We start from the raw sequence: 21,127 nt of genomic DNA on the forward strand, positions 1-21,127 counted from the left end.
AGCTAATGTGCAAGCAAGATATCCTGAGCGATCATAGGATAACGATCACTTAACATAGACGCAAATGTCTGACGAATATTATTGAGGTGGGTCGGATGATCTGCATCAAAACGTACAGTAAAAAACTCGCCTGTATTGGATGCCCGAATGATGCCAAAGCCATTTTTAAAATCAAGGCGTATACCATCAATTTTACTCAACTCAGCATCACAACTATTCCCACGGCGTTCAATTTCCTGTAAGACCGCTTGTGGATTGGTATTGTGAGTGCTGATATAAGTATCTTCAGTATAAAACCGTTCAGGAAATGCTGACATTAACTGTGATAGAGATTGCCTTGGTTTCTCACTCAAATACTCCATAACACGTAGTGCAGCATATAAACCATCGTCATAACCGAAACCACGACCATCATTAAATACATAGTGACCTGCATATTCACCACCAAATACAGCACGACCTTTGGACTTTCGTAAATATTGGCGTAGAAAACTACTTCCAGTTCGAAGCATGTGCGGCTTTCCACCCATCTTTTTAATGATTTGCCCCACCATTGTAGAACATTTTACATCAAAGACAATTTCCTGCCCAGGATGTGACTGTAAACACATTTGTGCAAATAACGATAATAAACGATCAGCAGAGATTATTTTGCCTGTTTCATCCATCAGTACAACACGATCACCATCACCATCGAGTGCGATACCCAAATCAGCTTGGTGCATCATGATCTGTTGTTTCATTTTACCCAGATGTGCCGACTGTGACGGATCAGGTGCATGATCAGGAAAATGACCATTCGCTTGACAACGCAGTGTAATCACCTCACAACCGATTTTTTTTAAAACCAACGCTGCACATGCACCAGCTGAACCATTTAAGCCATCAAGTACAACTTTAAATGGACGTTTTAGCTGAATATCTTCAAGCATAGCTTTTTGATAACTTTGGCAAAGCTCAAGATTGATCACATGGTTATACTGACTTTGTTTGACATCAAATATAAGCTCTGTTTGTACCTTGAAAGGATCTTTTTGATTCTTTATAAATTGATTAGCATCTTGTGCAACTTGCTGAATTTTATCAGGACATGGTGGTTCAAACTGAACAATCCATTTAATACCATTGTCAGATATAGGATTGTGGCTTGCGGTCACCATAATACCATTGCCCTGGGTTTCACGCGCTGCAAAATACATTTGTGGTGTAGAACAACAATCTAATGTTTTAACTTTAAAATTCTGTGTACGAAAAACATCTTCGATAATTTTCGCAAAATATGGGCTCGACAAACGTGCATCATAACCAATGACGATTTCAGATTGTCCTTGAGTTTTATATTGTTGCACCAATGCATGTGCAATGGCATATATAACTTCGCCATCCATTTGTTCCACTTTTCCACGAATATCGTATGCACGGAAAATATGAAATGGAAAGATCTTATTTGATCGTTTCATAAGCATTCTTTGTACTACTTTTACAACGCCGATTGTAAGTTTTAAATGATTGTACATTTAAATCAAGCATTCACTTTCACTTCTTCTTAAGCCATTATTTAATATATTTCTATATTTTTCTTGTATAGCGAGAAAATAGTCAATGAGTATGAAGTTTTCATAAGCTGATTAAACTAATCTAATATATACAATTACAAGCTATTTATTAAATATATCTTTTGTTACATCACACATAAAAACATAATATAAATTAGAAAAAAGACCTGAAATTCAGGTCTTTATCATGACTATAAAAAAACAATATTTTATCAAATGATAAAGCTATCTTATTACAAAATTATTGCTGTCCTGTATGACCAAAACCACCTGCACCACGCTCAGTCGCTTCAAATTCATTTACAATATCAAACTTCGCTTGAATCACAGGAACAAGAACATATTGAGCAAGGCGCTCACCTGGTTCTAAAGTAAATGTTGTTTGACTACGATTCCATACCGAAACCATGAGTTCACCTTGATAATCTGAATCGATTAAACCAACCAAGTTACCCAAGACAATACCATGCTTATGACCTAAACCCGAGCGTGGCAAAATCAAACCAGCAAAGGCAGGATCTTCAATATAAATTGCCATACCTGTTTTTACTAAAACCGTTTGTCCTGGCTCAATTTGAATTGCTTCTTCTACACATGCACGTAAGTCTAAACCTGCTGAACCCGTGGTTGCATAAGTCGGTAAAGGCCATTCTTGACCTAAGCGTGTATCGAGTACTTTTACTTGAACTTTCATTTCGTAATCCTATTTAAAAATGGTCAATCTTCTCTTTACCATTCCTTAACAGAAGGCAAAGCACATATAAATAAAAACTATTTTTTCGACACTATTTCTTTAATAATGCTTTTAAATTCTGCAAATATTGTTGTGCTTGCAGTTTTGGATCGATATTTTCAGCCAATTTTTTCTTGCGACCGAGCCAATCTAAATCATCTTGAGGCAACTCATCGAGGAAGCGACTTGGGGTCATTTGTTTCATTTGACCGCCATTTTTACGTTGTTCTGCCAAAGTTAAAGTTAAACCTTGTTGCGCACGGGTAATGCCCACATACATCAAACGACGTTCTTCCTCAATGGTTTCTGCCGCAATCGAGTTTTTATGTGGCAATAATTCTTCTTCAAGCCCCATGATGTACACGAATGGAAATTCCAAACCTTTCGACGCATGCAAAGTCAGTAAATTGACTTTATCTGTATCTTCTTCTTCCTGTTGCTGTTCGAGCATATCGAGCAACACCAATTTGCGAATCACACTTTCAATATTCTTTTCATCGACATCTTCAGCACGGTTAATCAAACTTTGAATACTGCTATAGAGCATTTCGATATTATCGAGTTTGGTTTTTTCCTGTGCAGGTGTCGCTGCCGTTTCTTTCAGATAGTCGATATAACCTGCTTCAAGCATCATTTGGCGGATTTTCGGCACTGGCTCATCATCATCCAACAATTCACGCGTGAAATTATTGATGAATTCAGCAAACTCCGCCAATTGTGTCGTTGCCTTTTTGGGCATCACCATAGTTAGACGCTGATCACTAGCAGCAGTTAAAAGTGATAAATGATTTTCTTGCGCGAATAAACCCAGTTTTTCTAAAGTCACAGGGCCAATGGCACGTTTTGGTGTATTAATAATACGTAGAAATGCACTGTCATCTTCAGGGTTGATAATGACTCGTAAATAACTCATCACATCCTTAATTTCAGCACGACCAAAGAATGACTGACCACCCGATAATTTATAGGGAATCTGCATTTGACGCAGTTGAGTTTCAAGCACGCGGGCTTGAAAATTTCCACGATATAGTACTGCGTAATCTTTCCAACTTTTACCATTCATCAGCTTATGTGTGAGTAAATCTTTGACCACACGTTCTGCTTCATCATCATCATTACGGCAAGTAATAACTCGGATCACTTCGCCATGCCCTTTATCACTCCACAATTTTTTCTCAAAAATATGCGGATTATGATCAATCACATGGTTCGCTGCTTTTAAAATTCGACTCGTAGAACGGTAATTTTGCTCAAGCTTAATCACTTTTAAGTTATGAAAATCTTCTTGTAGCAATGCCATATTTTCAGGTTTTGCACCACGCCATGCATAGATGGATTGGTCATCATCACCAACTGCTGTGAATTGCCCCATCACCCCAACAAGCAGTTTGACAAGCGTATATTGTGCTGTATTGGTGTCTTGATACTCATCGACCAATAAATAACGAATACGATTCTGCCAACGCTCACGAACTTCAGCATTGTCCTGTAATAGTCGTGTTGGCATAACAATCAGATCATCAAAATCCACGGCGTTATAGGCACGTAAATTTCGCTCATAAAGCTGATACAAATGTGCAAATTGCACATCTTCCTGCGTTTCACATGTTGTATGTGCTTGTTCAGGCAAAATCAGATCGTTTTTCCAATCTGAAATCATCTTCATCGCTTTGGCAATCAGTTCTTTACTTTCTGCACCTGATAAATTATCACGATGCATCAAATCCATCAGAATGCGCTTACAGTCATCAGCATCGAGAATAGAAAAATTATTTTTGAGCGGTGTATTTTTTAATTCTAAACGGAGTAAATTTAGTCCAAAGGTATGGAATGTCGAAACGGACAAACCTTTACCCTCTTCTTTACCCAAAAGTTTACTGACACGCTCTTTCATTTCACGTGCAGCTTTATTGGTAAAGGTCATGGCTGTAATACGATACGCAGGAATACCACACTGCTGTACCAAATACGCAACCTTACGCGTAATCACTGAGGTCTTACCTGAACCCGCACCAGCAAGTACTAACAAGGGTCCTTGAGTGTATTTCATTGCTTCAAGTTGCTTGTCATTCAGTTGACTTGCTTTTGACATGGTTCATCCTCTAAAAACTTCGGGGTCAATTATAGACACCTCAATGCATGCTTGCCTAATGCTTAATACAAATTTTCATCTGACATTTTTTCCCATTTTATGTTGACTTTTAAAATGTCAAATACTTGTTTATTTCAAATGTTGTGTCTTTGTGCATTTTCATTCCTTGAGTCTTTTTAATGCACAAAAAAAATCGAACCACAAAAGTGATTCGATTTTAAGATTTAATCAATTTCAACAGTTATAGAAGATTCTCTATATTTATTAAGCCTGATCTATCTTCTTATTTTACTGCATATACAGTAATTTCTACACGACGGTTTTGTTCACGACCTGCAGCAGTTGAATTATCAGCTACTGGAGAAGTTGAACCGTAACCACGTGCAGTAATACGTGATGAAGCAATACCTTGTGAAGATAAATAGTTCTTCACAGAGTTCGCACGATTTTGAGACAATGGGTTATTGATTGCATCAGAACCTGTGTTATCTGTGTGACCGTGTACAACAATTGCAAGTTGGTTTGCAGTACCATCTTCACGTAGAACGCGAGCAACATCATTCAGTGCCGCTTGGAACTGTGGTTGAATCATAGCTGAATTGCTTGCAAATGTTACAGAAGGCATCACCATATTGATTGAGCCATCTGGATTACGGTTTACGTCAACACCAGTACCTGCGAGTTCTTGTTTAAGACGCTTTTCTTTCTTATCAAGAAGCAAACCTGCACCACCGCCAACAACTGCGCCAATTGCAGCAGCTTGACCCATTTTATCTTTGTCTGCATTTGAATATGCAAGACCAGCACCAAGCAATGCACCAAGACCAGTACCGATTGCTGCTTTGTCATATTCCATATTTTGACAGCCAGAAAGTGCCAACGCCCCTACTACAGCTGAAATTACAAGTGCACGCATGACATGCCTCCAGAGATTGTGATTTTTGTATGAAAGAATAATGGTATAAAAAACAAAGTTAGACCATTGCCTTTTTGTTAAAAATTCAATGAATTTTTACAATTTGTAATAAATTTAAAAAGGAAAAGCGTTCCTTCGCCATATTTTACACATAGTTCGTTCTAGATACTTTTTTATTTATGAAGCAACGGCTATATTTAAAGCACATTTTTGGGTGAAACGTTTTAATTCGGGACATTTCCATGGCATTACAGAAACAACAACAATCCTTATTGAAAAAAATAACCAAAGGCTTGACTGTAACTTCAGTCATTACAGGCAGTACTTTTTTTCATGGTCCACCAGTGCTTACACTTGGCTTAACCAAACTTTTTAAACAGTCTAAAAAAGTTGATGAAACCAATATTCAAATTACAAATAGTTGGATTGGTGTCAACAATTGGCTGATTGATCATGTCTTGCCTGAAACAAAGTGGGACATCAGCATAGATCCTGAACTTGATTTAAATATGCAAGGTCGCTATTTGATGTCATGTAATCATCAAAGCTGGGTCGATACGACCGTCACTCAATACTTTGGTTTAACTCGTATGCCATTGACGCGTTTTTTCACCAAATGGGAACTTATTTTCATTCCCTTTGTTGGACAAGCTTTTAAAATACTTGGCTTTCCGATGATGAAACGCCATAGTAAAGAACAAATTGCTCAAAATCCTGCCTTGAAATATCAGGATATGGATGAAGCACGCAAGGCATGTGAACATTTACTCAGCCAACCCTTTACCCTACTTAATTATTTAGAAGGCACACGTTTTACCGCTGAAAAAAAAGCGAAACAACAATCTCCCTTCCAAAATCTACTCAAACCTAAAGCTGGCGGTTTAGCTTTAGCATTGAATATTTTAGGTCAGCAAATAGATGCCTTTGTAGATATGACGATTGTCTATCCTGATGGTGTGCCTGGTTATGGTGAGTTTTGGCTCGGTGAAGTCCCTCGCATTGTTGTAAATATGCGAAAAATTAATATTCCCGATTGGGTCATTGGCGGTGATTACGAAGATGATGCAGAATACCGTGAGAAATTTCAGCAATGGGTCGATGATTTATGGCGGGAAAAAGATCAATTGATTACTCAAATCAAACAGCGATATCACTCAACCTCTTAGACCTTCCCTCTGAGTGAACCACCTTAAGTACCGGATGTTTCAATGAATAATACAGAACAGGCACCTCACAACTACCATTCAATGTTACCTAAAAATAAAAAGACATTAGGTTGGTGGATTGCCTTTGGCTATGACATTTTCATGATGTTTATTATTGTCTTCAACCTGTTCTGCTTGGCTGCCAATGCCTTTTTAATGAGTAGCTATGGAAATTGGTTTTTCAATGAAATTCATTTACCTCAAGTTCTTCAATATTACAAAACTGAATTACATCCTTGGGTCATTATTACGGAAAGTTGGTTTATCATTTTTTTATGTGTAGAACTAGGCGTTCGTTGGTTTATTGCAATCATCAATAAACATCATGCCCGTTGGTTCTTCTTTCCATTTATTCATTGGTATGAAATTTTAGCCATCATCCCAATGTTACGCTTTTTACGTTTAATACGAGTTGTCGTGATTGGTTACCGTGTCCATGAGTTAGGCTATAAAGTCATTCCTGACGGCCTAAAAAAGCGAATTCTTTTTTACTATAGTGTCATTATGGAAGAACTCTCAGATCGTGTTGTGATTACTGTGATTGATGGTATTAAACAGGAATTAGATACCAGTTCAACCCACAAACAAATTATTCATGATTTGGTTGACCATCACCGAGAAATGTTTAGTGTGGTTTTAGCAGAAATTTTACAAGAATCTCTTGCTGTTGAACTTAAAGCCTATCAACAACAGATTGGTGATGGTGTTGGGCAAATTGTACGACAAGCTATTGAGGACACACCTCAACTTACCCAACTTTTACGCTTGATTCCAATTGCAGGTGGAATGATCGAAAATCAAATTCAGAATATTGGTCAACAACTTGGTGAAAATATTACTCAAGGCCTCATTGAGCCCTTTACATCTGGCTCCGTATTGCAACCCAATACCACTTATCAGTTAATTTCTGAAAAAGTAAGCAATTTAAATATTGAAAATCAGAAGCTTGAAGAATTAGTTGAATCTGTGGTCCATGAAAGTTTAGAATCTCTGCGGAAGCAGGTAAAAATTAAACAATGGCAACTTGTATTAGAAAAAAATGATCAAGTTAAAGAATAATCAATCCCTTGCAATTATTTGTATCTTGGGTGGAGAATTCCATCAATTTGTTCTAGGATTTGCGCTATTTTACAATTTGAACTTCAGATTAAAACTTTGGGTCACAAGCCTTTTAAGGAATAACTATGGCTGATTTACGGATTACAGGCAAAATGCTTCATAGTAATCGATTAACTTTCGAAACCAATGATCATGATGCCATCCGCCAGCAACTCAACAAAATGATGGGCGAAGCCTCTTACCAAGGGGCGTTAGTTGTACTTGATACAACTGTTGAACAGGAGCTAATTGCACTTATTCAGCTTGTTGTAAGTCTGGAGCTACAACCAATTGGTGTTGTTGATGGTTTACTGAGTGATCAAGCACGTGCAATTCAGTTTCCAATTGTTCCTGCTGATCGCCCATTGCAACGCATTAAACCGACAAAAGAACAAGTGGTCGAAACACCTGTCATTACAACAGAAACAATTCAGCCTCAAACAGTCGCTGAACCAGTAAAAAAAGTGATTAGCCATACAACTTCGTACCATGATGAGATTTTACGTACAGGTCAATGCCTTGTCCAAGATCATGGTGATATTATTTTAAATGCAGGCATCAACAGTGGTTCTGAAGTCATTGCATCAGGAAATATACATATCTATGGAAGTGTTCGTGGTAGAGTCATTGCGGGTGCAGGCGGTAACACGGCTGCAAGAATATTTTGTCATTCGCTAGAAGCTGAATTGGTTTCCATTGCTGGGACATATTGTGTTGCAGATGACATTCCCCAGCACGTAATCAAGCAATCAGTTCATATTTATTTGAATGATCAGCAGGAACTTGAGTTCCAGCCTTTGCAATTTTAATGTTATAAATTATACACCATAAAAAGCCCCATTTAAGGGGCAATGACCATAACAGGAGTGGATTCGGTGGCCAAAATTGTTGTTGTTACATCAGGCAAAGGTGGCGTGGGTAAAACCACAACAAGCGCATCTTTTGCAACAGGTTTGGCCCTTCGTGGTCATAAGACTGTCGTTATTGATTTTGATGTAGGTTTACGTAATCTCGATTTGATCATGGGCTGTGAACGCCGTGTCGTTTATGACTTCGTTAATGTTTTAAATAACGAAGCACGCCTACAACAAGCGTTGATTCGTGATAAAGACATTGAAAATCTTTATATTTTACCCGCATCACAAACACGTGATAAAGACGCTTTAACAGATGAAGGCGTTGCACGTGTTATGGATGAACTTTCACAAGAGTTTGATTACATTATTTGTGACTCGCCTGCTGGTATTGAACGTGGTGCAATTTTAGCTATGTATCATGCTGATGAAGCGATCATTGTAACCAATCCTGAAATTTCATCTGTACGTGACTCAGACCGTATTATTGGTATGCTTGATAGCAAAACCAAAAAAGTCGAAAATAATGAAGGTCGTATCCGTAAGCATCTATGTATCACACGCTTCAACCCTGAACGTGCAGATAAACAAGAAATGTTGACGATTGATGATATTTCTAAAGACATTTTACGTGTACCTACTTTAGGTGTTATTCCAGAATGCCCAAGCGTTCTACAAGCATCAAACGAAGGTAAACCTGTGATTCTGTTTACAGAGTCAGAGGCAGGTCAAGCGTATGATGATCTTGTCGCACGTTTCTTAGGTGAAGATCGCCCTTACCGTCACATTACCGTGAAACCAAAAGGCTGGTTAGCACGACTATTTGGAGCGTAAAGATGGCAGGATTCTGGAGTAAACTTTTCAGCAATGATGATAAACCGACGAGTGCACAAACTGCGAAAGACCGTCTAAAAGTGATTGTTGCTTCTGAAAATGGTTTAGGTAAACGTTTGAGCCAAGATAAAATTGACCAAATGAAGAAAGAGATCATGCAGGTGGTCAATCGTTATGTTCGTGGTGTAGATGAGCAACATATTCAAATGTCTGTTCGTTCTGAAGCGAACATTGAAATGCTTGAGATGAATATCAATTTACCTGAAGAACGTTAATTTCATTATTGATTAGTCAACTGAATTGAATCAGGGCAAAATATGAAGTAGGTTTTGGAAAATAATTTTCAGCCATTCAATATTTTGCTCTTTTTCATGACATTTTTTGCAGGTTCACATTCATTTCACAAGTAATGAATGGTCATGATTCTGTTGTCAGATTACTTATTGCATGATTTTCATCTAAGCTTTGCATTTTTGATGATAAAGTAAAAAGCAAAAGCCCTGTATGATGCAAAAAATTTGAATCTTTAATTTTAAAAAATTTATTTTGAGGAGATGCTGCCATGGCACTTTCACAGCCAGCAACGTTCAATGAAGAATGGTCAGACGAGCGTGTTTTTGCCTACTTAGAGCAACTGCCTCCTGCCGATGTCAATGCAGACTTTCATGTTTTAGCACATGCATTTAAACATATGCGCCCTGCTGACTATGAGCGTCTTTTGACTCAGTTTAAAGCCAATGGTCGTGATATCAACGCAACCAATCCTGAAGGTCAACGCATTCATGATGTGATTGCACAGTATCCTCGTCATAAAAATGAGTTTTTAGAAGTCTTAGCTAAATTTGCTTAAATCTATAAATGACCCAATAAAAAACCTGCTTGTTAGCAGGTTTTTTATGTTTTAAAAATGACTTATGGGAAACACGTTAAACCAAAATATCTCGCTTACCATTGGCACCTTGCCCACTCACAATGCCATTTTCTTCCATCTGATCCACAATACGTGCAGCACGGTTATAGCCCAAACTAAACTTACGCTGTAACGATGACACTGAAACTTTTCTAGTCTCTAAAACAAAAGAAACACACTGATCGTACAAAGCATCACGACTTGGATCACTATCACCATCTTCAAAGCCACGACTTGTTGGCTCTTCATCAAATGGCGTTAAGATTTCATCGACATAATTTGGCTCACCACGTTCACGCCACGCATCACAAATACGATTTACTTCATCGTCTGAAATAAATGCACCATGTACACGTTCAGGCTCAATTTTACCTGGCCCAAGGAAGAGCATATCACCATGACCAAGTAAATCTTCTGCACCACCTGCATCCAAAATGGTACGTGAGTCAATCTTACTATTTACACGTAATGCCACACGGGTTGGAATGTTGGCTTTGATCAGACCTGTAATCACATCCACTGATGGACGCTGTGTCGCAAGTAATAAATGAATGCCTGCAGCACGAGATTTTTGTGCCAAACGCGTAATCATTTCTTCCGCTTTTTTGCCCACTTGCATGATCATATCTGCAAATTCATCTGCCACAATGACAATAGACGGTAATGGCATCAAACGAGGCGCACGCTCCCCAACAACAGAATCACTGGCTTTCCATGTTGGATCAATCAGCTCTTCGCCATTGGCAATGGCCTCTTCGACTTTACGGTTATAATCAGAAAGTTTACGAATTTTTAAGAATGACATTAATTTATAACGTCGTTCCATTTCATTGACACACCAATTCAATGCATTGACAGCATCTTTCATATCCGTCACAACAGGCGTTAACAAGTGTGGAATATCGTTATAGTTAGCAAGTTCTAGTTGCTTCGGGTCAATTAAAATCAAACGTAATTCATTTGGCGTATATTTCAGCAACATCGACAAAATCATGGAGTTGACAGCAACCGATTTACCCGAACCTGTTGTCCCTGCAACAAGCATATGTGGTGCTTTACCCATATCTGTAATGACGGGATTACCCGAAATATCTTTACCCATTGCTGTGGACAATATACTAGATGAATCTGAAAATGCTGCCGTTTCCACCAATTCAATTAGACGCACCATTTCACGGGTACTGTTTGGCACCTCAATACCAATATACGGCTTGCCTGGAATGACCTCCACCACACGAACTGAAGCCATAGACATTGAACGAGCAAGATCACGCGAAATATTGGTCACTTTCGAAGCTTTTACACCTGGCGCCAAATCTAGTTCAAAACGAGTCACGACAGGTCCTGGCTGCGCTTCAATCACTTTTGCTTTCACGTTAAATTCTTGAAGTTTAATCTCCAATAATTCTGAAAGTCGTGCCAATTGTTCTTCAGTAAAATTGACTTTTTTATTTGGATCAACTTTATCAAGTAACTCAAAACCAGGTAAGGGAGATAAATCACGACGTTTTTGTGCTACTTGCATTGAACGTGACATTGGACGTCCATGTGCATCGGTCAATGGTGCATCTAAATCAAATTCATCGTCCTCATCCAATGCGGTATCTAAATCTGAAACATTGCCTGTTGTACCCTTCCATGCATCTCTAAAGGCATCTTTATCTGAAGCAACTCGTTGTTTTTCTTCATCTGACAAATTTGATGCTGGTATTAAAGTTTCATTCCCCCCCTGAAAATTGGTTTGAATTTCTGCTTTAACCAATGGCGATGATTGCGCATAGCTGCTTGTAGTACGAATTGATTGCTGTGGTGGCTCAACTGGTGATGTTACAGACAAAACCGATGGATCTGAAAAATGAGTAGGTTCATCTGCAAGTGAAGCTAGGTCATCTAACTCAGATGCCAATTGATCCTGCGAATTCACTTTTTTAACAGTACTGTCTATTACAGCTGAATGAAACTCAAAAGCAGCTTCAGCTGGTTGCTCTAGCGAATGCGCTATTGAATTGTTTATTTGTTGGTTATTATGTGAATATGGCTGATGAATATCTGTTGCCGTCTTACCATCTGGAACAACTGAGAGTAATTCATCAAAGACTTCATCATTATCCCAATCAATATTCGATGTTGGTTTTTGTGCGTGTTGACTGTGTAATTGTTCACTTAATGATGGATGTGCCGAATTATAAACTGTAACGGGCTTATCTTCTGCTTCACGTAATAAAGCATCAATTTCTTGCTTAGTGTCTTTTTCAGTATTTAATGCTTTCCACACTTCACCTGTTGGTACAACATGCGGACGATCATTTCTAACTTGCTGTGCACGTGCGAGTGCAACTTCTATGTCATCTTTAGGCTCTACTTGGAAAGCATTTTGATCATATTCATGATCCAACATATCATCAAATAACTGTTCTGCTACACGTTCATGACGTGCATCTCGAACTTGTTGCTCAACCGCATCTACCTCAATAAATTCAGGTTCGGTCTGAACTGTAGGCATCACTGTTTTTTTCTGTTCTTGGACATTCGCAGGACTAGGGTCCTTTGCTTTTGTCGATGAGGTTGTCAAATCATAAGCTGACTCTTCTTCAGGCACATTTTTATAAAATAAATCTTGTAAATATGCTGGCGTTGCTTTGAGTGTCACCCATGTTTTATTCCACTGAATACCAAATGCAAGCGTTGCTAGAACTGTCAATAAAACCAATAAAAACAGTACTGCACCATAAATAGTAATGAGCTGAGAAAGGCTTTCACCCAACTCATAACCAATAATACCGCCTGAGGCATTATCAAGCGTATCTGCTGGCACATTCCACAACAAATAAATTAACGTGGATAATGTCAATAATATAAAGAACTGTGCTGCATAGCGAAATGGACGACTTAAAAAACTATGTGGCCACCAAAGTTGAATAGCTTCAAGAAAGAAATATACAGGTATCAGCAGGCTTGCCCATCCAAGGAAGCCAAACAGCATATCTGCAATCCATGCACCTGTTACACCACTGGTATTTGATACCTGTTGTGTATCACTAGAAATATGCATCCATCCTGGATCAAATGGTGTATAGGTGACTGTTGCTAAAAACAGAAAAATACCAAATGAAATCAAGAATATCGTAATTATAAAGCGCTGTGCATAAACACTCGACACCGCAGTCATATGCTGTCCTGTAACCCATTGTTGATTAATATTCTTTTGTTGATGGTCAGTGCCATCTTCAACTCAGAAATGTATGCAATATTATGCACATGTTCTTTCAAAAAAGATGCATACAAACTGAAGTATGTTGTTATCTTTATTGTATATAAGCACTATATAGCTCAATTCGATTTAGATGATCAATATTATCGACATCAAAGACACAACACTTCGACTCAGTTTCACGTATAATTTTCTCAAAATGTGTATTTCTGAAATAAAAAAGGATTCTGTACATGAGCGCTCGTCACTCACGTTTAATTATTTTAGGTTCTGGCCCTGCAGGTTATAGCGCTGCAGTTTATGCTGCTCGTGCCAACTTAAAACCGACACTCATTGCAGGTATGCAATTGGGTGGTCAGCTCACGACAACCACTGAAGTGGACAACTGGCCTGGTGATCCTGAAGGTTTAACGGGCCCAGCACTGATGGAACGTATGCAAGCACATGCAGAACGTTTTGGTACAGAAATTTTATATGACCACATCAATGAAGTTGAACTGAATGTGCGTCCTTTCGTACTCAAAGGCGATATGGGCGATTACACTTGTGATGCCTTAATTATTGCCACAGGTGCAACAGCACAGTATTTAGGTCTTGAATCTGAACAAGCCTATATGGGTCAAGGCGTAAGTGCTTGTGCAACGTGTGATGGTTTCTTCTATAAGAACCAAAAAGTGATGGTTGTTGGTGGTGGTAATACTGCGGTTGAAGAAGCCTTGTATTTATCAAACATTGCTGAACACGTAACTTTAGTTCACCGCCGTGACAAATTGCGTTCTGAAAAAATTCTTCAAGATCATTTATTTGAAAAAGAGAAAGAAGGCAAAATCAGCATTATTTGGAATCATGAAGTTGAAGAGGTTTTAGGTGAAGCGACTTCTGGTGTTACTGGTGTTCGTTTAAAATCAACTCAAGATGAAGCAACTCAAACTGTTGATGTATCAGGTTTATTTGTTGCGATTGGTCATAAACCAAATACAACTATGTTTAAAGGTCAGCTTGAACTACGGAATGGCTATATTCAAGTTCAAAGTGGTACTGCAGGTAATGCAACTGCCGCATCTATTCCAGGTGTATTCGCCGCAGGTGATGTTGCAGATGACGTTTATCGCCAAGCAATTACCTCGGCGGGTTCAGGCTGTATGGCTGCGCTTGATGCAGACCGTTTCCTTGATGGTATTGAGTGATTTTATGTAAATTATGTCACATTATTTGATTTTTTTACATTAAAAATAACCGTCTACATGGCGGTTATTTTATTTTTGATTTATAACAGTTGTGCTCTCATCATAATTTTTACACAGGGATCATAATGACAACAAATTGGACCGACGGCTATCAAACTGAAGTAAATTACACCTATGGTTATTACCGTGATTTAAGCCCAAACTATCAAAAATTTTGCTTATTATTAAATGGTGTCGATTGCCCAACCAGTACAGCAACACAAGCACATTGCGAGCTTGGTTTTGGTCAAGGCGTCAGTTTAAATATCCATGCTGCGGCATCTTTTGGACATTTCTTTGGTACCGATTTTAATCCTGCCCATGCAGGTCATGCCAATCAGGTAGCTGAATATAGCCAAGCACCACATCATTTTTATGATGATAGCTTTGAAGAATTACTCAATAAAGACTTACCACAATTTGACTCAATCAGCCTACATGGTATTTGGAGTTGGATCAGCCATGAAAATCAAGGCATTATTCTCAAGTTTATTCGTAAATTCTTAAAGCCAAATGGTATTGTTTATATTAGCTATAATTGCGTTACGGGTTGGGCTGCAAATATGCCGATCCGTGAGCTTTTCCACAGCCATTTTAAATTTAACAGCACAAGTACCAATCCGATTCAGAAAGTGAAGGATTCCCTCGCATTTTCTGAAGCATTATTGGAACAAGAACCGAATTTTGCTAAACGTAATCCGAATGCATTGAACAAAGTCAAAGAATTACAAAAACAAAATCCAAATTACTTAATTCATGAATATCTGAACCAAGATTGGCAATGCTTTTCTTTCCAACAAGTTGTACGGATTATGGAGGAAGCCAAACTTTCTTATGCAGGTTCAACCGATTTAAATACGCATTTAGACAATATCAACTTTTCAGCAGAGCATCAAAATTTCCTGAATCAAATTGATCACCCTGTTTTCAAAGAGCAATGCCGAGATTATTTTGCAAATACACAATTCCGCAAAGATTTGTTTATTCGTGGCAAAAATAATTTAACGGCGCTTCAAACACAAGAACAACTTAGAAATACTGCTTTTGTATTACTGACATCTCCTGAAAGCTTACCCACAACTATTAATGGTTACTTAGGTGAATTCAATCTGATTCAAGATATTTATCAACCACTTTCTGAACACTTCAAAAAGTTAGATTATCAACCTATTCTTTTATCAGACTTAGAAAAAGCACTACCTCAACATAATTATGCGCAGGTGCTCAATGCAGTAGTCATTTTATGCCATCTTGGACATATGCAACCTTGCCAATCTGAACCGAGCACTGAATTAGTTCAATATACACAACAGCTCAATAGTCACATTCTGCATCAAGCAAGTTTTCATGCAAACTATCAAGTACTGGCAAGCCCTATAACCGGTATAGGTATTCCAACTGATCATTTTTCACAACTGTTCTATCGTGCTCATTTTGTCGATGGCTTAAAGAGTACAAAACAACTTGCCCACTATGTACAAGATGTCATCACTCAACTTGGCTGGTTAGTTCTCGATGAAAAGGGGCAAAGTGTTTCTGAATTAAAACAAAGTATTGAAATTATTCAGAAAAAAGCGGAGTTATTCATCAATAGTGATAAGTTGAAAATTGCTCGTCAGTTACAGCTTTTTGCTTAAGTCAATCAACATATTGATATTGCTTCAATACTAAAGAACATTGACTCAGACTTGGACTTTCTACAAATGGATCAGCTACTATAAAGCCTGATCCGTTTTCAAGGCTGAACCGTGACCACACTCCCTCCTTCTATGTTTACTTTCCCCGACCCTATTGAAGCTGATCCTGATGAAGAAGGATTGATTTGTATTGGCGCCGATCTTGAACCCTCAACACTGTATGAAGCCTACACACATGGTTTATTTCCATGGTTTTCAGAAGGTGAACCGACTTGTTGGTGGAGTCCTGAACCACGCTGCATTATTCGCTCCGAAGACTATCATCCAAGTAAGTCACTTATTCGTAACATGAAAAAATTAGATTATCGCATAACAATTAATCATGCTTTTGAAGATGTGATTCGTTCATGTTCACTACCTCGCACCTACGCCGATGAAACATGGATTTCAGAAGATATTATCCAAGGTTATTGTGCTCTGTTTAAAGCGGGTTATGCCTATAGCGTCGAAGTTTGGAATCAAGACAAAATAGTTGGTGGTTTATATGGCGTCACCATTGGCAAAGGTTGTTTTGGTGAATCGATGTTTAGTACCCAAACTGATGTATCAAAAATGGCTTTTTATGTATTAATGCTCATTGGACAAGAAAATCAATTGCCATGGATTGATTGCCAATTGGTCAATGATCACCTGTTAAGCCTCGGTGCGAGTACAATTTCTCGTCAAAACTACTTAAAATCGTTACAAGATGTTGTAAAACAACCTGCTATAGATTGGAAAAGATATCAAGACCGTGTATTTTCAAGTAAAACAATAGCGTTAAATGCGCGTATGACGGATTGATAATATAAAAGAGGGACAAACACTATGAATTCTTATCATCCAAAGTCCCTACTCAATGACTTGCAGTATTACATTACACCACCACACGATTGCAGTTATTTAGAACAAAAATCTGCTCGCATGGTCTTTCTAGACCCTGCCCAACGTATTGATGTGGTTACCTTATCTGAACTATCTCGCACCGGTTTTAGACGTAGTGGTGATTTTGTTTACCGACCTGAATGCCATCTATGTCGCCAGTGTTTATCTTCACGTGTTCCTGTTGCAGATTTCAAACGTAATAGCGCACAAAAAAAGGCATGGAAAAAAAACCAAGATCTCACCCTTAAAATCACATCAACCCAAAATGCAAACATTACCCACTATCAACTGTATGAACGTTACATTCGGGAACGCCATGCCGATGGTGATATGTTCCCACCAAGTTATGATCAGTTTGAAAAATTTCTGATTCAAAGCTGTGCTGAAAGTTTCTTTATTGAATTATGGAAAGATGATCGCCTCGTATGTGTATCGACCTGTGATATGTTAGATGATGGCTTATCTGCGGTGTATACTTTCTTTGATCCAGATGAAAGTCACCGTTCGCTTGGTGTATTTGCAGTATTAAAACAAATTGAATATATTCAAAGCCTAGAGCAACCCTATGTTTATTTGGGCTATTGGGTGCCACATTCTCGTAAAATGAACTATAAATCACAGTATGCACCCATTGAATTATTACTCGATGGACAATGGCGTCGCATCAATCGTCATTTAGATGCCGAAGAAATTAGACAATTGGGCGATATGCTCATGACGACTCTACCCTCGGAATGGAATGAACCTATGATTAAATAATCATAGGTTCATATTTTAATTCTGCTCGTTTTTAATAATAGATTAACCAAAAAGTTTTGAAAAATCATCACTACATGCTCGTACCATAATCACAGCATGCTCACGCCCACCCTTTTCAAGCGGATAATAATTTTTACGTAAATCAATCTGATGAAAATCAGCTTTTTCATACAATGCAATCGCAGCCAGATTCGATTCACGAACTTCAAGAAAAATTTGTATCGGATCATTTTTAAGCATCGCGATAGACTGATCAAGCAATTGATAACCCAAACCTTTTCCTTGCTGTGAAGGATGGATTGCCATCAGTAACAAATTGGCTTCATCAAGTACGGGTTGCAAAATACAAAAACCCACAACCGCCCCCTGCACTTCAATCACCGTACTTTGATAAGAAGCAATCGATTCCTCAAACTGTTTTTGCGTCCAAGGATGGCTTTGAACCAGTTTTTCAATCTGTGTCACTGCAACCAAATCAGTGTTTTGCATCAAACGAATCATCTTCGTTCATCTTTAAAATATAAGTTCTTTAATTATAGGAAAATACCAATCTTTATTGAACCTTATTCTGTGATTAATCTAATCAATTAAATGCCTAGCGTCTAAAATAATTAAATACCTAACTTTGCTTTCCAATGTTCAAGCAAACTTACTGTATCTAAATCATTAGGATGGAAACTCGGTCTAAAGTACGCCAACATTTCTTTGGTCATACCCGCAATAATTCCTTTTGAAGGACTATAAGCATATTTATAAATCATACCCAATTCTTTTAAATTTAATTTCCCGTCATCTTTAAGCAGACGTATCACAAAAGAAGATTGTGCAATAAAAATCAAGGTCATAGCAAAAATCAGTGCCGAGCTACGCAAAGCGTATGCTTTTATCCCCTTACCAAAAACACCTTCATATACATCAAATGCAACAGCTTTATGCTCATTTTCTTCGACCGCGTGCCAATACCACATAAAAGACATGGTTGGATCGGTCATCAGTTTTTGAATATGTTCATTAATCAGTAATTGAGAAGCAATCGTTGCCGTAAAATGCTCAAGTGCAGTTGTTGCCGTCAAGTCGACCATTTCTTGTGTCATACCAAATGGCTTCACTACTTTTGCAAAAGCTTTTCGTGCGCCTTGAATCAGACGTCCAGTTTCACGTTCATATTTATCAACAGCATGTCCAAATTTTTTCGCAGAGGCATTAAAATTGACATGCTCTTGTGTATGCATTGCTTCTTGTCCAATAAATGCACTTATTTCTTTCTGTAATACTTCATTATCTTTAATTGCAGGATGATAGCGCACCGCACGAACAGAATCGATGAACAGTTTTTCACCGTCGGGAAAGAGTGCTGACAATGCCGTCATAAAGTGAGTGATACCTGCAGAATTTTTTGCCCAATATTCAGGCACATCATTGAAATCAAAATTCATACGGCGGACAGGAAATGATGCCCCTGCACGGTTAGAAATCGTTACTTTTGCATTCATTGCATTTACTCCTATTGGATACAGTCTGTACCACAATTTTTTATGTTTGTTTTTCTATTTCTTATATTACTTTTTTTTAGATAGACGATAATTGCTACGCGGGACATCAGAATGTCACTTTAGGACAGTTTTACTAGTAGATTGTCCTACAATTTACATTCAATACCACGAGATAGCCTTAAAAACTTTATTTCCAATAATTCATAAAAAATGGAGCTAAATGCTCTATTTTCCCTTCTTTATTTATATTACATGTGCATTTTTAGCTTAACTGCTTGGTATTGCTGACCAAATCAAGACAATCCATAGATTGCTTAAATATTTCTATGCTTGTTTCAAAATGATGACTCAAAAACTATTCTTTCGATTCCCCTTGGCGTGGCAAAGTATGATCACCACATTGCACATAGTCCGTCTGTAAGCCTGAAATAACACTTTGACTAGTATTTTCACTTGCCAATGCAACAGGTTTCACTGTAGTCAGATGACTGCCTATTCCAAGGTATATACTTCTGCGTAAAATGGCTCATATTTTCCGAATCCCCCAATTGTTTTTCCACACTTAAAAGTTAATACGAACACATTTGCTTTGGAAAATAACATGCGCCTTTATATAAGCTCCATTTTAGAAAAATATTACGTTTACGGAACATTTTATAAACCAAGGATTCAGGCAAAATACGCATGCATGCATCCAAAATTGTATCTTGGTTTGGAATACTAAAAACATAGCTCATTGAGCGCTGTAGCATGGTAATGTGCGTTGTTCACTTTGCGTTGATGGCATCCAAAGTTACAACTGTTTCACCGCTAACGATCACAACAACACGCTTATTTTATAGCCTAAATTTTCAGGCAAAACTGTGGATGAATGATCTGCTCTTTTAAGTCTTCACTGTCTTTAAATGTCGGCGAATGACCTTGATCGTGGTTATAATATCCAGTGCCGAAATAAAATAATTACAGGTAAACTTGTACGTTTCACCATTTTATTCTTCAAAAAAATCAACTAGCTAATGATTAATTTTCGTTGAAAATTGGCTAAAATAATTTTTATGCTATCAATCCAATTATATCAATCACTATCTACCAACGCTTTTTTGAAGCACCTATTTTAGTCAATCAAGAACGTACCACAACACTGCTTCTTCACCATCGTGCTTTTCAACATGCCAACCTCATAGCTCTAATCCCGCCTTACGTGAAGTTACTCAAGATTTTCTTTCTCGATATTTCTGTAATCTAAATGAAAAATTTAATGTAAGTGTATGTAAAGCCTTCTTTCGATCAAATTACAGATGAACTCGTAAAGAGTTAGCTTTACAATAATTATGGGAAACTCAAATCCTAATGAGTCAATTGGCAGGAATTTTAGGCTTTCCGAACAGTCTATATTCACAAGGGCTATTAATAGTTGGTTTAATACTTCACCAAAACATGTCCGTTTAAATAAGAGATTAATTGATAAGCAGAATTTGAGCTAAGTTAAAGTTATTCTATTTAAGTTATTTTTTCATATCAAAAAACTAAATCAATTTACTCTCTATTTAAAAATGTAGCAAAAAAAATGCTCCCAAAGGGAGCATTTTTTACACAGCAGTGATTATGCAGTTACTTTCGCAACAACACCAGCACCAACTGTACGACCACCTTCACGGATCGCAAAACGTAGACCTGGG

At 37.9% G+C, this 21,127-nt stretch carries 17 protein-coding genes and 2 pseudogenes; 10 read left to right on the forward strand and 9 right to left on the reverse strand.

The window, feature by feature from the left end; all coding sequences use genetic code 11:
• Positions 1 to 2: 2 nt before the first annotated feature.
• From ACK1JC_RS09640 to ACK1JC_RS09655, 4 genes are all read right to left on the reverse strand, one after another.
• Complete coding sequence (locus ACK1JC_RS09640) at positions 3 to 1,460, reverse strand: phosphomannomutase/phosphoglucomutase (protein WP_409511656.1); 1,458 nt, start codon at positions 1,458 to 1,460, stop codon at positions 3 to 5.
• 337 nt (positions 1,461 to 1,797) lie between these two features.
• Positions 1,798 to 2,250: a dUTP diphosphatase gene (gene dut, locus ACK1JC_RS09645; protein WP_409511657.1), complete on the reverse strand. Its 453-nt coding sequence runs from the start codon at positions 2,248 to 2,250 to the stop codon at positions 1,798 to 1,800.
• Positions 2,251 to 2,341: 91 nt separating this feature from the next.
• Positions 2,342 to 4,381: a UvrD-helicase domain-containing protein gene (locus ACK1JC_RS09650; protein ID WP_409511658.1), complete on the reverse strand. Its 2,040-nt coding sequence runs from the start codon at positions 4,379 to 4,381 to the stop codon at positions 2,342 to 2,344.
• Between the two features lie 283 nt (positions 4,382 to 4,664).
• Entirely contained in the window at positions 4,665 to 5,297 is a 633-nt protein-coding gene (locus ACK1JC_RS09655) for an OmpA family protein (RefSeq protein ID WP_409511659.1), read from the reverse strand.
• Positions 5,298 to 5,539: 242 nt separating this feature from the next.
• On the opposite strand from ACK1JC_RS09655, the gene ACK1JC_RS09660 reads away from it, so the two are divergent.
• From ACK1JC_RS09660 to minE, 5 genes and pseudogenes are all read left to right on the forward strand, one after another.
• The gene (locus ACK1JC_RS09660) at positions 5,540 to 6,463 is read left to right on the forward strand and encodes an acyltransferase (protein WP_409511660.1); all 924 of its coding nucleotides are present in this window, start codon (positions 5,540 to 5,542) and stop codon (positions 6,461 to 6,463) included.
• Between the two features lie 129 nt (positions 6,464 to 6,592).
• Positions 6,593 to 7,561 (forward strand): annotated as a pseudogene (locus ACK1JC_RS09665) (preprotein translocase subunit SecA); the annotation flags it as partial.
• Between the two features lie 125 nt (positions 7,562 to 7,686).
• Positions 7,687 to 8,409, forward strand: a complete 723-nt coding sequence (gene minC / locus ACK1JC_RS09670; protein ID WP_409511661.1) for a septum site-determining protein MinC — start codon at positions 7,687 to 7,689, stop codon at positions 8,407 to 8,409.
• 66 nt (positions 8,410 to 8,475) lie between these two features.
• A complete protein-coding gene (minD, locus tag ACK1JC_RS09675; RefSeq protein WP_409511662.1) occupies positions 8,476 to 9,288 on the forward strand; it encodes a septum site-determining protein MinD in 813 nt (270 codons plus the stop codon).
• Between the two features lie 2 nt (positions 9,289 to 9,290).
• On the forward strand, positions 9,291 to 9,563 hold the full coding sequence (minE, locus tag ACK1JC_RS09680) for a cell division topological specificity factor MinE (protein ID WP_409511663.1): 273 nt from the start codon (positions 9,291 to 9,293) through the stop codon (positions 9,561 to 9,563).
• Positions 9,564 to 9,705: 142 nt separating this feature from the next.
• Here the strand turns inward: minE and ACK1JC_RS09685 are convergent, their stop codons facing one another.
• Positions 9,706 to 9,852, reverse strand: coding sequence for a hypothetical protein (locus tag ACK1JC_RS09685; protein ID WP_409511664.1), 147 nt, complete (start codon positions 9,850 to 9,852; stop codon positions 9,706 to 9,708).
• Here ACK1JC_RS09685 and ACK1JC_RS09690 point away from each other — a divergent pair.
• Positions 9,851 to 10,138, forward strand: a complete 288-nt coding sequence (locus tag ACK1JC_RS09690; protein WP_409511665.1) for a PA4642 family protein — start codon at positions 9,851 to 9,853, stop codon at positions 10,136 to 10,138. The genes ACK1JC_RS09685 and ACK1JC_RS09690 overlap by 2 nt on opposite strands.
• Positions 10,139 to 10,214: 76 nt before the next feature.
• On the opposite strand, the gene ACK1JC_RS09695 is transcribed toward ACK1JC_RS09690, so the two are convergent.
• Positions 10,215 to 13,367 (reverse strand): DNA translocase FtsK, encoded by a 3,153-nt coding sequence (locus ACK1JC_RS09695; RefSeq protein ID WP_409511666.1) that lies wholly within the window; start codon positions 13,365 to 13,367, stop codon positions 10,215 to 10,217.
• Positions 13,368 to 13,642: 275 nt separating this feature from the next.
• On the opposite strand from ACK1JC_RS09695, the gene trxB reads away from it, so the two are divergent.
• The 4 genes from trxB (at position 13,643) to ACK1JC_RS09715 (ending at position 17,955) form a co-directional block, all read left to right on the forward strand.
• Positions 13,643 to 14,596 carry a thioredoxin-disulfide reductase gene (gene trxB / locus ACK1JC_RS09700; RefSeq protein WP_409511667.1) on the forward strand — a complete coding sequence of 318 codons (954 nt, stop codon included), beginning with the start codon at positions 13,643 to 13,645 and terminating at the stop codon, positions 14,594 to 14,596.
• A gap of 125 nt (positions 14,597 to 14,721) precedes the next feature.
• The gene (locus tag ACK1JC_RS09705; protein ID WP_409511668.1) at positions 14,722 to 16,272 is read left to right on the forward strand and encodes a class I SAM-dependent methyltransferase; all 1,551 of its coding nucleotides are present in this window, start codon (positions 14,722 to 14,724) and stop codon (positions 16,270 to 16,272) included.
• Positions 16,273 to 16,383: 111 nt separating this feature from the next.
• Positions 16,384 to 17,115, forward strand: coding sequence for a leucyl/phenylalanyl-tRNA--protein transferase (gene aat / locus ACK1JC_RS09710; protein WP_409511669.1), 732 nt, complete (start codon positions 16,384 to 16,386; stop codon positions 17,113 to 17,115).
• A 24-nt stretch (positions 17,116 to 17,139) separates the two neighbouring features.
• Positions 17,140 to 17,955, forward strand: coding sequence for an arginyltransferase (locus ACK1JC_RS09715; protein WP_409511670.1), 816 nt, complete (start codon positions 17,140 to 17,142; stop codon positions 17,953 to 17,955).
• Between the two features lie 42 nt (positions 17,956 to 17,997).
• On the opposite strand, the gene rimI is transcribed toward ACK1JC_RS09715, so the two are convergent.
• The 3 genes and pseudogenes from rimI to ACK1JC_RS09730 all read right to left on the reverse strand — a co-directional run.
• Positions 17,998 to 18,456 carry a ribosomal protein S18-alanine N-acetyltransferase gene (rimI, locus tag ACK1JC_RS09720; RefSeq protein ID WP_409511671.1) on the reverse strand — a complete coding sequence of 153 codons (459 nt, stop codon included), beginning with the start codon at positions 18,454 to 18,456 and terminating at the stop codon, positions 17,998 to 18,000.
• Between the two features lie 110 nt (positions 18,457 to 18,566).
• Positions 18,567 to 19,448, reverse strand: coding sequence for a metal-dependent hydrolase (locus ACK1JC_RS09725; protein WP_409511672.1), 882 nt, complete (start codon positions 19,446 to 19,448; stop codon positions 18,567 to 18,569).
• A 1,603-nt stretch (positions 19,449 to 21,051) separates the two neighbouring features.
• Positions 21,052 to 21,127, reverse strand: a pseudogene (locus ACK1JC_RS09730) (elongation factor Tu); the annotation flags it as partial.

Source organism: Acinetobacter sp. TY2 (assembly GCF_046269225.1).
Lineage (GTDB): Bacteria > Pseudomonadota > Gammaproteobacteria > Pseudomonadales > Moraxellaceae > Acinetobacter.

Excerpts from the sequence above, each read along its gene's own strand:
- ACK1JC_RS09640 (WP_409511656.1), bottom strand. The coding sequence starts at position 1,460 with ATGAAACGATCAAATAAGATCTTTCCATTTCATATTTTCCGTGCATAC.
- dut (WP_409511657.1), bottom strand. The coding sequence starts at position 2,250 with ATGAAAGTTCAAGTAAAAGTACTCGATACACGCTTAGGTCAAGAATGG.
- ACK1JC_RS09650 (WP_409511658.1), bottom strand. The coding sequence starts at position 4,381 with ATGTCAAAAGCAAGTCAACTGAATGACAAGCAACTTGAAGCAATGAAA.
- ACK1JC_RS09655 (WP_409511659.1), bottom strand. The coding sequence starts at position 5,297 with ATGCGTGCACTTGTAATTTCAGCTGTAGTAGGGGCGTTGGCACTTTCT.
- ACK1JC_RS09660 (WP_409511660.1), top strand. The coding sequence starts at position 5,540 with ATGGCATTACAGAAACAACAACAATCCTTATTGAAAAAAATAACCAAA.
- minC (WP_409511661.1), top strand. The coding sequence starts at position 7,687 with ATGGCTGATTTACGGATTACAGGCAAAATGCTTCATAGTAATCGATTA.
- minE (WP_409511663.1), top strand. The coding sequence starts at position 9,291 with ATGGCAGGATTCTGGAGTAAACTTTTCAGCAATGATGATAAACCGACG.
- ACK1JC_RS09690 (WP_409511665.1), top strand. The coding sequence starts at position 9,851 with ATGGCACTTTCACAGCCAGCAACGTTCAATGAAGAATGGTCAGACGAG.
- ACK1JC_RS09685 (WP_409511664.1), bottom strand. The coding sequence starts at position 9,852 with ATGGCAGCATCTCCTCAAAATAAATTTTTTAAAATTAAAGATTCAAAT.
- ACK1JC_RS09695 (WP_409511666.1), bottom strand. The coding sequence starts at position 13,367 with ATGACTGCGGTGTCGAGTGTTTATGCACAGCGCTTTATAATTACGATA.
- trxB (WP_409511667.1), top strand. The coding sequence starts at position 13,643 with ATGAGCGCTCGTCACTCACGTTTAATTATTTTAGGTTCTGGCCCTGCA.
- ACK1JC_RS09705 (WP_409511668.1), top strand. The coding sequence starts at position 14,722 with ATGACAACAAATTGGACCGACGGCTATCAAACTGAAGTAAATTACACC.
- ACK1JC_RS09715 (WP_409511670.1), top strand. The coding sequence starts at position 17,140 with ATGAATTCTTATCATCCAAAGTCCCTACTCAATGACTTGCAGTATTAC.
- rimI (WP_409511671.1), bottom strand. The coding sequence starts at position 18,456 with ATGATTCGTTTGATGCAAAACACTGATTTGGTTGCAGTGACACAGATT.
- ACK1JC_RS09725 (WP_409511672.1), bottom strand. The coding sequence starts at position 19,448 with ATGAATGCAAAAGTAACGATTTCTAACCGTGCAGGGGCATCATTTCCT.